Genomic DNA, 13731 nt, shown 5'->3' on the forward strand with positions numbered 1-13731 from the left:
GAATTAATATTATTTCTTCAGGCATTTTTCCAGGAACTGATCCTGCTCCCAAAGCAAATGCAGAATGTTTTCTTTCGCTACATAACCGTGGGCTTCCTTAGGCAAAAGAACCATTTTTACCGGAGCGCCGAGGTTTTTCAATGCCTGGAAATAGCGTTCCGTCTGAAGCGTGAATGTTCCCGGATTATTGTCGGCATCACCGTGAACAAGCAATAAAGGCGTTTTCATTTTGTCCGCATTCATAAATGGTGACATCGTATTATAAATTTCCGGAACATCCCAATAATTTCTCTGTTCACTCTGGAACCCGAAAGGCGTCAATGTACGGTTATAGGCTCCGCTTCTCGCAATTCCGCAGGCAAAAAGTTTGGAATGTGTTAAAAGATTGGCTGTCATAAAGGCTCCGTAAGAATGTCCTCCCACGGCAACTTTTTTACGGTCGATATATCCGAGCTGATCAACCGCATCAATGGCAGCTTCTGCATTCGCAACCAACTGCGGAATAAAAGTGTCGTTTGGTTCTGTTTTTCCTTCTCCGATAATCGGGAATGCAGCATCATCCAGAACCGCATAACCTTTGGTTGTCCAGTAAACAAAAGATCCGTAATACGGAAATGTGAAGTCATTCGGGTTTTGCGTGTTTTGTCCGGCCGTATTTTTATCTTTATATTCCGTAGGATAAGCCCAGATCAACAACGGAAGTTTTTCGGTCTTTGCCTTTCTGTCGTAACCGGCAGGAAGATAAAGCGTTCCCGTTAATGTTACCCCGTCATTTCTTTTATACGTAATAACTTCCTTGTAAACATCTTTTATGCTTTCAAACGGATTGGCAAACTGTGTTACCGGTTCCGATTTATTGGATTTTATATTTTTCCTGTAGTAATTTGGATATTGACTTGACGACTGTTGGGTGGTTAAAATTTCACCTTTGGCCGGATTCAGGATATCGATAATTTCTTCTTTCGCATTTTTAAGATTGGAGGTGTAGAGCCTTTTTTTCTTTAACGTTTTCATGTCCATTTCATCAAGGAAAGGGTGCTGCCCGTCTTTGGTGAATCCTGCTCCGATCAGGTAGGACTTCCCTCCTTTCATATCAACCACATATCTTCCGTATTGGTTTTTGGTAGTATTGAAATTTCCCGGATCATTGTAAACATCCTGATAATTTCTGTCGTCAATTATTTTAGATTCGCCATTGTTAAGATCAATTAAATAAGATTTTGTATTTCTTGTATCATACCATCCTTCCGAAACAATAGCATAATGGTCATTGGTCCAGCTTGTTCCTTCATATCTTTGTTTTGTTTTGAAGAACGATTTCGGGGCATTGCTGAATGGAGCTTCCCAGGTGAAAATTTCATCCCTGAAATCTGCCGGTTTGGACTGGTCTCCGCCGTCCAAAGCTTCCGCAAAAACCAACGTTGCAGGCATATCGCTTCTCCATCCCATATCTCTTTTTCCCATTCTTACCGATGAAAACCCTTTCGGCATAATTTCATTCAAAGGAATTTCATTTACCACTTTTACCACATTTCCGTTGGTATCGTAAACTGTTGTGGTCATCGGAAAGCGGCTTAATGGCACAATATAGGAAAATGGTTTTTTAATGGTTGTGGCCATCAGGTAGTTTCCATCCGGAGAATAGCTAAGACCGGTATACATGTCCTGATCTTTTATTTTCTTAAGATTTCCCTGAAAATCGACATTATAAATTTCGGAAGCGGTAAGAATTTCAAAGTTCTTTTCATCCTGAGGATTTTTAAGCAAATCCTGATAGGTCCTGTTTTGCGAAACCTTACCATCGGAAGTGGAAACAATAGGTCCTGTCGGAAGATCTTTACTTGAATCAATCAACGCCGGTCTGTTCTGTGGAAGAACTTTGATCAGTAGATTTTTAGAATCTTTGTTCCACGTATAAGGGCTTCCCAGATTGGCGTTCAGGTTGTCAGAAGTAATTTTTCTTGCCGTTGCCGTTTCCAGATCAACCATCCAGAGTTCTACGCCTTTACTGGTGGTATTTGTAAAGGCAAAAGATTTTTCATCCGGAGAAAATGAGGTAAACGCAATTTTAGGTTTCTGAGGTAAGTTTTTAACCTGAACTTCTGTTTTATCATTCAGCTTTCTTACTTTCAGATTATTGATGTAGGTAACGGAGCTTGAAATATTGGTTACGGGATTTATTCTTAAACCGCCAAGCTTCATTTCCTGCTGGTTCAGGTCTTCAAGGGTTTTATAGGTTGGGCGGTAGCTGAAAACAATCCAGTCTTTTTTGCTGTTCATTAAAACACTCGGAGGTCTTTCATAATCTGCCAGCTTAAGGATCTCAGCAGATGGTTTCTGATAGGTGATATTTTCCTGCGCATCATAAAAATTAAGAAACGCGAGAAGGCAAATGGTTAGCTTTATCTTCATTATATATTCTCTTTTTGACGAAATTAATGAATTTTATGTTAACCAGACTTTATTTAAATAAAATAAAAAAAGCAGCAAAAAAATTGCTGCCTGTATTGTGATTACCACTCGGTGGCTCTTTTTCTTTTTTCGATCATATAATCGACAGAGATTTTTCCGGGTCCGAAAGCTATTAGCAAAAGATATACTGAAAGATAAATAAGGCTCATCTCCCGCTTTTCAAAAGGATCGGCCCCATGAACTACAAATGCTGCGATGATCATCGTAAATGTGAGAAAACCCAGGGCAACTCTTGTAAACAGTCCTAAAATAAGAAGAATGGAACACACAAACTCTGCAAAGACAGTCAGCGTTAAAGATAGGGTTGGCCCCATTCCCAGGAAATCGAAAAACTCAATTTTTCCGCCTTCCAAAAGCATCTGAAGTTTGGGGAATCCGTGAGACAGCATGGCGAAACCAATAAAAACTCTCACCAATAATAAAATAATATCTTTAAAAACCGTATTAGAATTTGCAGTGTTCAAATAGTTCATTAAGTTAAAATTTAAATTAAATATAATGAAAATCTTTTTAATAGAACGTCTTTTCTGTCTGTTTTAGTTTACCTGTACCCAAAGTTTTTGAGATCTCTGTCGTTTTTTCTCCAGTCTTTTTTCACCTTTACAAAAAGATTCAGGTGGATTTTTTTATTGAAAAATTTTTCCAGATCCAGTCTTGATTCTGTTCCTACTTTTTTAATAGCCTCACCTTTATGGCCAATTACAATACCTTTCTGAGTATCCCTTTCCACATAGATAATAGAATCGATGAAGATAATTCCTTCCTTTTCCTTGAACTGCTCCGTCACCACTTCTACCGAATACGGAATTTCCTTATCATAGTTCAGTAAGATTTTTTCGCGGATGGCCTCATTTACGAAAAACCGTTCCGGTTTGTCAGTATACTGGTCTTTATCGTAATACGGGGGATTTTCCGGAAGCAATGATTTCAGTTTCGGTAAAATAATGTCGGTGTTAAAAGCATTCAGTGCGGAAATCGGGAGAATCTCGGCTTTAGGGATCCGTTCATGCCAGGTTTCAACCAGCTTTTCAAGTCCTTCCTGGTTGGTCTGATCTACTTTATTCAGCAACAATAAAACCGGTACAGGGATTTTATTCAGTTTATCAATTAAAAATTCTGAAGGTTCTGCTTTGTCGGTAACATCAACGATGAACAGGAATACGTCTGCATCCTGAAGGGAATCTTTCACAAAATCCATCATCTTTTCCTGTAAGCCGTACTTGGGATCTAAAACTCCCGGCGTATCGGAAAATACGATCTGCAAATCTTCTTCATTATAAATTCCAAAAATTCTGTGGCGTGTGGTCTGTGCTTTCTGGGTAACAATGGCCAGCTTCTCGCCCATTAACTGATTGAGTAAGGTTGATTTCCCGGCATTCGGTTTCCCGACGATATTTACAAATCCTGCTTTGTGCATAAAAATTATATTGAACTGCAAAGTTAATAAAACAAATCTGGTCTTTCGGCCTATTCCTGAGATTTAAAATAATAAGCCCCCGAAAATACTTTATTTCCGGGGGCTTTTTCAATTAATATACTGTTATCTGTTGTTGATATCCACTCTTACCGGCATTACATAGCTAGAAGCGAGCATATTTTCGGTTAATTTTCTGCTGTCTATTCTGTATTGCAGCTTGCTCAATACGTTTTCTATTTCTCTGCTTACGTTTTTGCAGTCGCCTTTGGAGTGAACATTGACGATTTTTCCGTTTTCGGCGATGTCAAATTTTACTTCAGAATTTACAATTCCCTGTTTGTAATCGGAATTGGTAAAATCGAAATTAGCCATCAGTAGATTTCTTATTTCATTGAATGCATCGGCTTTATTCAACTGTACTTCCTGAATGGTGTTATTATTGGTAGCTTGCGCTTTTGCTGTATTCATTACAGCTGCAAATCCACAAACTAATAAAGAAGAGATTACTATCTGAATTTTATTTTTCATAACTCGTTGGTTTTAAGGGTTGTTTTAAATTTTCTACTAACTCTTTACCAAAGATATATAAAAAAATTCATATTAATTTTACATACAGTTAACATTGAGTTAACATTGAGTTAACATTAAATATTAAATTATTGATTTACAGTGTTTTAAATTTTTAAAATAATTGAAAATTTAATATTGGAAGTGAAATTATGAGCTGAAAAAGGCCAAAACTTAAATGTTTCAGCCATATTCTATTATAAACTTAAGGTTCTTTTAATATAATCCGTCAATAATCTTCTTACTGTTAATTTCAGCAATGATAAATGTTGCATCACTTTCTGTAATATATTGATTTTCATATAACCAGTGAATTCTGGAAATCTGAATATGCGGTGGAATCAGATTATCTACTTTATAGTAAGTTTTCAGATAATAATTTTTCTTACATTCTTTAATTTTTGAAATGAAGGAATCTACCTCGGTCATTTGCTTGTTACTATAAGAAAATATAAGAGGTTTTGTAGCAGCAAGGCTTTTAGAATTATCCTTTTTAAATTCATTATTACACAAAGCAGTTACTAGTAATGACGGAATTATGGCAATCCCAAACACGATCATTCCTGCTGAAAAAGATAGATTATAATTATCATTAATAAAAATCGTCAGTAATATTGAGTTTAAAATAACTGAAACAACAATCCCAATCAATATAGGATCTTTTGATTTTCTAAATACGGATTCATCATTCTGAATATCGTTAAAGTGAACTTTGTATTCATTAAGTTCTTTTGCAAATAACGTCCTTACGAAAACTCCATCTTCCTGAATTTCAAAATACTTTTTGTTTCTTCCGTCTTTTTGATTTAAAATATTCATATACTTTTTACTCCAGTTCCCTCTTCAAAAACTTCCCTGTCAGACTCTTCTTCGACTTCACGATTTCCTCGGGTGTTCCCTGGGCAACGATCTGTCCGCCGTGCTTTCCGCCTTCCGGACCAACGTCGATGATGTGGTCTGCAAGCTTAATAACATCCATGTTATGTTCAATAATGATGAAGGAATTTCCTAATTCCACCAGCTGGTTGATCGCATCCATCAGAATTTTTACATCTTCAAAATGAAGTCCGGTGGTCGGTTCATCGAGAATGTACAATGTATTTCCGGTTTGTCTTTTGGCAAGTTCCGTAGCTAATTTAATACGCTGTGCCTCTCCTCCACTTAACGTCGTTGACTGCTGTCCCAATGTGATATACCCTAAACCTACATCGTGCAGCGTTTTCACTCTGGAATAAATTTTTGGAATCGGCTGGAAGAATTCCACGGCTTCATCAATCGTCATATCCAGCACATCGGAAATCGATTTTCCTTTGTAACGAACCTCTAAAGTTTCCCTGTTGAATCGCTTCCCATTGCAGGTTTCACAGTGAACATACACGTCCGGCAGGAAATTCATTTCAATAACTTTCAGACCGCCTCCCTGACAGGTTTCGCATCTTCCACCTTTTACATTGAAAGAGAATCTTCCGGGTTTGTAACCACGGATTTTGCTTTCAGGCAACTCTGCAAAAAGATTTCGGATGTCGGTAAACATCCCGGTGTAGGTTGCAGGATTGGAACGTGGAGTTCTTCCGATTGGCGTCTGGTCTACATCTACAATCTTATCAATGTTTTCAAGACCTTCAATTTTTTTATACGGCAAAGGTTCCTGAACCGCTCTGTAAAAATGCCTGTTCAATATCGGGTATAAAGTTCCGTTGATCAGGGAAGATTTTCCGCTTCCTGAGATTCCCGTAACCACCACGAGTTTTCCTAAAGGAACAGTAAGGGTAACATTTTTAAGGTTATTTCCGGTTGCTCCTTTCAGTACAATATTTTTACCGTTTCCTTTGCGTCGTTCCGCAGGAATTTCGATCTTTCTTTTTCCGTTGATGTACTGTGCGGTGATCGTATCTGCTTTCAAAAGATCTTTCGGTTTTCCCTGCCACAGAATTTCGCCACCGAATTTTCCGGCTCTCGGCCCGATATCCAATACCTCATCAGCTTCGAGGATCATATCTTTGTCGTGCTCCACCACCAACACGGAATTTCCTATATCACGCAGATTTTTCAAGGAATTGATTAACCGTTCGTTGTCTCGCTGGTGGAGTCCGATACTGGGTTCATCCAAAATATAAAGAACATTCACCAATTGGGATCCAATCTGCGTCGCCAGACGAATTCTCTGAGATTCTCCTCCGGAAAGCGTTCTGGAACTTCTGCTCAGGCTTAAATAATCTAACCCTACATCCAGCAGAAACTGAAGTCTTGTTTCGATTTCTTTTAATATTTCGTGGGCAATAATTGCGTTTTTCTCGGAAAATTTATTTTTAACATCGGCCAGCCATTCCTTTAGATCGATAAGGCTTAAAGCATTGACTTCAGCAATATTTTTTCCGTCAATTTTGAAGCTGAGACTGGAAGGCTGAAGACGTGTTCCTTTGCATTCCGGGCATGTTTCTTCCGTAGTGAAATGTCTTTCGAGAAGTATCGCTTCGTAGGATTCCCTGTCTTCGATGATTTCTTCCATGAAGGCAATCAGACCATCAAAGCTTATTTTGATTTTTTTCGTAATTCCGGCGTATTTCAGGTCTTTGTTGAACTCTTTATGACAGCCGTTGTACATATAATCCAATGCTTCCTGTGGAATATCCTTCATAGGCGTTGTGAGCCCTAATCCAAAAATTTCAAGGATATTTTTGATCTGGGAAAGGATCCATTTATTGGATTTAAGGTCTTCCAAAGGCAGTAAACCTCCCTGGTTGATGGATAGTTTAGGATTTTCAATAAAATAATCGGTGTTGATTTTTTTAATGGTTCCCAGTCCTTTACAGGTTGGACAGCTTCCTTTCGGCGAGTTGAACGAAAAGGTATTCGGTTCCGGCAAAGCGAGTGAATGACCGGTTTCGGCATCCATTAAATTTTTAGAAAAATATTCAATATCGTTGCTTCCCAGCTTTTGGATTCCGATAAGGCCCTCTCCCATTTCCATTGCTGTACGTAGGGATTTTTCCATTCTGTTTTCGGAAGCGCTTTCCCCGATAATCCAGCGGTCAATCACGATATCAATATCGTGGGTTTTGTAACGGTCGAGTTTCAGATCATATTCAATATCCTGCAGTTCACCGTCAATTCTTGCCTGTCCATACCCTTTTTTGGCCATCTGCACGAAAAGCTCATGGTAATGCCCTTTTCTGGCTCTTACGACAGGAGCCATCAGCATGATTTTTTCGCCTTTATAATTTTGTTTAATGGTTTCGAGAATCTGCTCTTCGGTGTAGCTTACCAGCTTTTTTCCTGTAGTTTGAGAATAGGCATCCGAAACTCTTGCAAAAAGGAGACGCAGGAAATCATACAATTCCGTTACGGTTCCTACGGTTGAACGCGGGTTTTTGTTCGTTGTTTTCTGTTCGATGGCAATTACGGGCGACAATCCTTCAATTTTGTCAACATCAGGTCGTTCCAGTCCGCCAAGAAATTGTCTTGCATAAGCCGAAAATGTTTCGATATAGCGACGCTGGCCTTCCGCGAAAATCGTATCAAAAGCCAGTGATGATTTTCCGCTTCCTGAAAGACCGGTAATCACAACAAGTTCGTTTCGGGGAATTTTGACATTGATGTTTTTCAGATTGTGCTCGCGCGCACCGTAAACTTCTATATATTCTGTTGATTTACTCATAATTTGGTGTGATTTTACATGAAAATCACGATGTGCAAAATTACGGAATTTTATGGAATTTTCTGTGTTAAAAAACGTTAGAATATTGATCCTTCATCTTCGTATGATTTTTAATTTCAAAATATTAATCTATATAAAAATACCGGTATGATTTACCGGTATGAATTATATTAATTTAAAATTTATTGTACAAAAGAATTATAAGAATTCAGGACAGAATCATAAGCAGAGCTGATTTCCTGGATGTTACTATCCGGAATCTTATTGCCCGTTTTAGAATCCCTGATCAGCTTCCTGTATTTGTCAAGAAACTCAGTCGCCCTTTTATTGAAGTTTTCAAACAGGGTCTTTTTATAGGCATACTGCTGTCCTGCTACGTCGAATTGTTTTTTTGCATTCACGTCAACCGCTTTTTCCAGTTCGTCGTAATTTTTCTGTGCTTCCGCTTCATTGAAACCTTGTGTGTATTGTTTATCGAGAACATCCATGACGGCATCCAGAGTATTCATCACAGATTTGGATGAAACAATATAATCTTTCATCGGATGATCTTTTAAAATAACTTCTTCTGCGGCTTCAGTGGCAGGTTTTATTTTGGCAACAATATTATCACCTGCCAGGAAAAATGCTTTTGCTTCTGCATTAATATCTTTTTGCAAAGCCAGTGCTTTTGCGCCCTGGTCGTCTTTATAATCCTCGGAAGTGATATAAGATTTCAGTTCCTCATATTTTTTCTCAATACTTTCCCGCCTTCTCTTATAGGTTACGAGTTCTGTTTCAATAATTTTCTGTTCGCTATCAAAACCGGAAGGAACGCCTTTAATTTTGCTTAAAGAATAATCCATGGAGTTGATCACCATCGGCATGCTGTAGACGGTTTCTCCTTTAGATTTTTTTACGGCCGCTTCGGCATATTCAACAATGTTTTCTACATGTCTGGAAGAGCTTTTGTAGGAATCAAGGAAATTGTTGTTAAAATCAATAATAGCCTGAGACTTGTCTTCTCCAGACTTTGTTACTGCATTTTCTATTTTATCAAGCCCTTTTTTACAGCTTACTGCTGTTACACTCACCGACAGGGCAAGTGCAATCGTCATCATTTTTTTCATAAAAATATTTGATATGGTATTTATTGTATAATTACTGATCAGGAAAAATCGGTATCTTCATTCGTAACCTTCACTACATATTCTATGCCGTCGATGGCTTTAAGAATAATCTGGTTTCTCAGGATGTTGGCCATATTTTCCCAGTATAATCTTCCGTAGAACGAATAATTATTCGGTACAATTTCAACTTCTACGGTTCTTATGAATCCTTCCTTCGGTTTATTGCTGATCATGGTTCCGCGTTTCACCCGGACTTCTTTCAATTCGTCTTTCAGAACCATGCGGCAATAGTTTTTAACATCTTCCAGGGAAATGATTTTATCCCTTGTGGTTAATGCATATTTATATGCCTGGATACTGTCTGTCCCTTTTTGCTCTTCTGCCCCGCCGATGGTTTCACTGAGCAGGATAAGAACCTGGGATTTTAGCTGGTTGGATAATTCTGTTCCTGGACGCACGTGGTTGGCAAGGGTACAATGGGTTATCCAGAACGAAGCGTAGGTATGATCTGTTTTTTCAACCGGCTCCATAATTACATAGTTCAGCTCCTGTTTAATGCTTCTTTTGGCATTGTTTACTTTCTGAACCATTGATTTCATTTTATCGGACATTTCGCTCAGCAAACCTTTTACATTATCTCTGTTTAATAAAGAAAAAGCAGCGATCTCATCGCGGGTAAGTTCAAGAACATTGGCGATCATATCAACTGCGTTTCTATTCGTAAAACGCTCCATTCCGCCTTTTCTTACGGTGTACAAGCCTTTTTTCAGATTGTCGTTCGGGGTAAAAGGAATTTCGGTATAGCGTCTTCCGTCACCGTCCTGAACTTCATCAACATACAGGAAATGCTCGCCTTCATCGGTAACCAGCGGGATATTATTTCCCATAATGTCGAGACTGTATTCTGTTTTTTTCCAGCCGCGGTTATAGATGGGAAAGGCATTTAGGACAAAGGAAAAATTATCAAGAATTTCTGCGGAAAATTGCGGTGGAAACTCAAATGTGAGCCACAGGTAACGCTTTCCCTCAATATATTTGGTAATTTCTTCTTTATAATCAACATAACTCAGATTTTCCGGAAGCTGGCCGGGTTCGGAAAATAATGAATTTGAGATTCCGCTTACTTCGATGAATTTATGATGATAAATGCTTTTTACATCTTCAATAATTTTATTGCGTATTGACTGTTCGTAAAAAATCTGTTCATATCCTTCAGCCTCCGTATTTTTATAATAGGTTAATCCTTCCTTAATAAAAAGTGGATTTCCATTGCTTGTAACCGTAATATAAGGCAATAGCTTGTACGTGAAATCTAGATGCTCAAATGCGGGGTTGGAGCAGTAAATGCTTACATATTTCGGAAAAGTTTCCTGAGAATATTTACTGACATCAATGCCGATGGTTACTTTGCGATAGTCTTCAGGCTTTCCCTGGAATCTTGCAATCGGGATCTTATTAAGTCGCTCATCAATGCTGTAGCAGGTATTGCCGACAAACATCACGGCTGTCTGTACTTTATTGATCCTCACATTTCCTACCGGTGTAAAAGGAATGTTAATCTGCTTATCGGATTCCGATTTGATGGTGGAGGTCATATGTTTTCTAAAAAAAAACTCGGTATGCTCCAACAGGATTTCTGAAGATTCGAAAGGCTGCGTAAAAGCAATAGCATGTGCCGGAACCGGGTGGGTATATATGGACGGAGTTAAGAGTTTTGCCAGCTTTTCAAGGATTCTGGCGTTTACCGTCTGTATTTCATTATTAGCTTTAAAAACTTCCGTGCTGAAAGCGTCAATCAGCAGTTTTACAAATGGGTCAAGCGACTGAGGGCTTTTCAGTCCCCATACTTTAGTGGCATTCTGAAGCATTCTCGCCTTTACCGATTCTTTGGAATATATATTCTGGTCTAAATTCATATTTTGTGATTGCGGTATTAGAAATTAATAAATTGACATCGGGCTGAGAAACAGTTCCGTAGAAAAGCTGAAACGTTCTCCGGTAGCTTCCATTTTTGCATTGATGGCAATTTTTACTTTCTTTTTGATTTCGGTATGTTCTTTTGTATCGTAGGTGTGCTCCACAATCTGAATATGGGCATCAATTTGCGGATTGACAATCCGGGGTTCGTATTCCTGAATCTGCCTTTTGAGGCTTTTAATGAAGACCGTCTCCCAGACGGCGCTGGTAACGCCATTATCGAACTCCAGGTTCCAGACATCATTTCCGTAATTTTCATCATATCTGTTTTCGCCTTTTTTAGTGGTGATCAACAGCATGATGTTATGGGCGATGCTTTCTCCCATATCGCATGTGTCGATGCTTCCTCCTTCCGTCATTAAGGTAGACGGAACAAAAGGCATTCTGTAATTTGGTGTGTCCATAATTCTGCTTCTTTATTACTTCAAAATGTCGTTTATGAGAAGACAATACCAAATTAATGATTTTTAACGAAATATTGTACAGTAAAATTTTAAAATTAATGAATGTTTTAAACTGTTTAATTTTTGAAGAGTAAAGAAATTAAGATCGCTTATTTCGCATGAAAGAATTGCATGATCTAATTTGTTTAAAGGCTTCGGGGCTTCAAACTTTGTTTGAAGCCCCGAAGCCTGCTTTATATCTTACAAGAATTATTTTTTAATAAACTGATAAACAGCATCATCAATTTTAAGAAGATAAGATCCCGAAACTAGGTTCTGAACTGAAATACTCTTTCTATTTTTAAATGGTAATTTTTTAGAATACATCAATTTTCCTGAGAAGTCAAAAATTTGTACCGACTTTATCTGATCGGTTTTTCCTTCAATAAAAATTTCCTCCTGAGCCGGATTCGGATAAATCCTGAACGTGTTTCCTGATGAAACCAGATCTGATACCGAAAGCACTCCCAGATTCTGACAGTAATTGGAAGGATAAGAGTCCCATTCATTGCTATTGAACACCGTATTTGGCTGGTTAATAGCGGCTTTTCTGTATAAAGAAACATTTCCTAATACCGAAGAATTGTTTGTAGAAGGAACACCGATTGCATCAACGGTAGTCGATTTATATCTCAATTCCAAATACTGGCTTCCGGAGAATGTCATCTGCGGCGCTGCTGTAACAAACTTTGCCTGGCTGATGGTATAGCATGGAAAATTAGCATCGGGATTTAATACCACAAACGTTTCATTGTTTTGTATGATGCCTTCCAATTCATAAGGATCAGGAAAATAGTAATTGGATCCGCTCGGAAACTGGATAGACAATCTGTAATCACTCAGATTGACGGGGTGACCTGTTCTGTTGGTGATTTCAAGACCTTTATTGTTTGAGCTTCCTTCAAGGTATTTCGAAACAAAAAGATCTTTAGCATAGACATCTGACGCTAAAGTTGTCGTGGAAACGGTATTGCTGTCTGGAGAAAGTAAATAGCCGTTGTCGTATGCTTTTACTGTAAAGGTATAGGTTGTGGTAGGTGTTAAATGATCCGCACTGAATGTAGACCCTTTCGTTGTCGCTACCAGATTTCCATTCTGATACACTTTATAACCTATTACATCAGTGCTTGTGCTTGGCGTCCAGTTGAGGGTAACAAAGTAAGCGCTGTTTTGTGTAACCGTTAAATTGGCAGGGCTTTGCGGTACTGTTGCATCCGGAGTCTGGCTCCAGATTGCATTTGCCCACGAAGGATTATCAATAAACGGATTTCTGTTCTTCTGAATAGCGTACACTGCATTATTCCTGTCGATTTCCCTTTGAGAAACAGGATCCTGCTGATGCCACTGAAGCAGCATTGCAATATAGGCAGGATCATAGGCTCTTTCTTCGGTTCCGTCCAGCGGATTGGTATCTGAAGCCGGATTGGTATTATTGTTAAAATTAAAAGTTCCCAGTTTTCCTTCATACCGTACAGCAAAATAAAGAAGACTTCTTGCTACATCTCCTTTAAACTCATCAATCGGTTCATAAACGCGACCAGTATAAGCTATTCCGGGAATGGCAGATTTTGCAATTTTAGATGAATTGCTGAAAGTATAATAAACCGGAGATCCTGCAATTCCGTAAGGGTAATTGCTCCTTAGCTGGTTGATCCTGGCATCCGTGGGAACCACATAAAATAAATCCGAATACATAGGATAATTACTGTAAAACGTACTTTGAGGCATCATGTGTTCCCTGTTCCAGCCCTGGCCTTCCGCGCTGGCGCTCCCAATAATATCTGCCGTTGTATATTCGTAAGCATCAGGACCGGACGGCTTTTCTGAATAAATATCCAGTAATATGGTTGTGTTAGAGGCGCCATGATCATAATACCGATCCAGGTCTGTCTGGTTATAATAATTGGTGAGATCACCATAATGCCAGTTGATATTTTTTTCAGAGATAATATCATGAAGTTTGGCCTTCAAAGCATAGCCTGATAAACCTGCTGTTCCGTTATAATATCCCGCCGGAGCCTGGGCTGCAGAATAACATACTATAAGAATGGTAATATGTAGAAATTTTTTCATACCGTAAAAATTGGG

General features: G+C 38.6%; 10 protein-coding genes. All 10 read right to left on the bottom strand.

Annotated features, from left to right (window positions below):
• Nucleotides 1-9: 9 nt before the first annotated feature.
• The 10 genes from BUA76_RS00720 to BUA76_RS00765 all read right to left on the bottom strand — a co-directional run bounded on the left by BUA76_RS00720 (nucleotide 10) and on the right by BUA76_RS00765 (nucleotide 13716).
• Nucleotides 10-2412, bottom strand: a complete 2403-nt coding sequence (locus tag BUA76_RS00720; RefSeq protein WP_083573122.1) for an alpha/beta hydrolase family protein — start codon at nucleotides 2410-2412, stop codon at nucleotides 10-12.
• A 101-nt stretch (nucleotides 2413-2513) separates the two neighbouring features.
• Complete coding sequence (locus BUA76_RS00725; RefSeq protein WP_072882660.1) at nucleotides 2514-2945, bottom strand: DoxX family protein; 432 nt, start codon at nucleotides 2943-2945, stop codon at nucleotides 2514-2516.
• A 68-nt stretch (nucleotides 2946-3013) separates the two neighbouring features.
• Entirely contained in the window at nucleotides 3014-3889 is an 876-nt protein-coding gene (era, locus tag BUA76_RS00730) for a GTPase Era (protein WP_072882662.1), read from the bottom strand.
• A gap of 123 nt (nucleotides 3890-4012) precedes the next feature.
• A complete protein-coding gene (locus tag BUA76_RS00735; protein WP_072882665.1) occupies nucleotides 4013-4417 on the bottom strand; it encodes a hypothetical protein in 405 nt (134 codons plus the stop codon).
• 255 nt (nucleotides 4418-4672) lie between these two features.
• On the bottom strand, nucleotides 4673-5275 hold the full coding sequence (locus BUA76_RS00740; protein WP_072882668.1) for a hypothetical protein: 603 nt from the start codon (nucleotides 5273-5275) through the stop codon (nucleotides 4673-4675).
• Nucleotides 5276-5282: 7 nt separating this feature from the next.
• A complete protein-coding gene (uvrA, locus tag BUA76_RS00745) occupies nucleotides 5283-8114 on the bottom strand; it encodes an excinuclease ABC subunit UvrA (RefSeq protein WP_072882670.1) in 2832 nt (943 codons plus the stop codon).
• Nucleotides 8115-8296: 182 nt separating this feature from the next.
• Nucleotides 8297-9223 (bottom strand): DUF3829 domain-containing protein, encoded by a 927-nt coding sequence (locus tag BUA76_RS00750; RefSeq protein ID WP_072882672.1) that lies wholly within the window; start codon nucleotides 9221-9223, stop codon nucleotides 8297-8299.
• Nucleotides 9224-9261: 38 nt separating this feature from the next.
• Entirely contained in the window at nucleotides 9262-11139 is a 1878-nt protein-coding gene (locus BUA76_RS00755) for a type VI secretion system baseplate subunit TssF (RefSeq protein WP_072882674.1), read from the bottom strand.
• A gap of 24 nt (nucleotides 11140-11163) precedes the next feature.
• Complete coding sequence (locus BUA76_RS00760; protein ID WP_072882676.1) at nucleotides 11164-11604, bottom strand: GPW/gp25 family protein; 441 nt, start codon at nucleotides 11602-11604, stop codon at nucleotides 11164-11166.
• A 249-nt stretch (nucleotides 11605-11853) separates the two neighbouring features.
• Nucleotides 11854-13716 carry an endonuclease gene (locus BUA76_RS00765; RefSeq protein ID WP_072882678.1) on the bottom strand — a complete coding sequence of 621 codons (1863 nt, stop codon included), beginning with the start codon at nucleotides 13714-13716 and terminating at the stop codon, nucleotides 11854-11856.
• Between the last annotated feature and the right edge of the window lie 15 nt (nucleotides 13717-13731).

The organism is Chryseobacterium takakiae, assembly GCF_900129385.1.
GTDB lineage: Bacteria > Bacteroidota > Bacteroidia > Flavobacteriales > Weeksellaceae > Chryseobacterium > Chryseobacterium takakiae.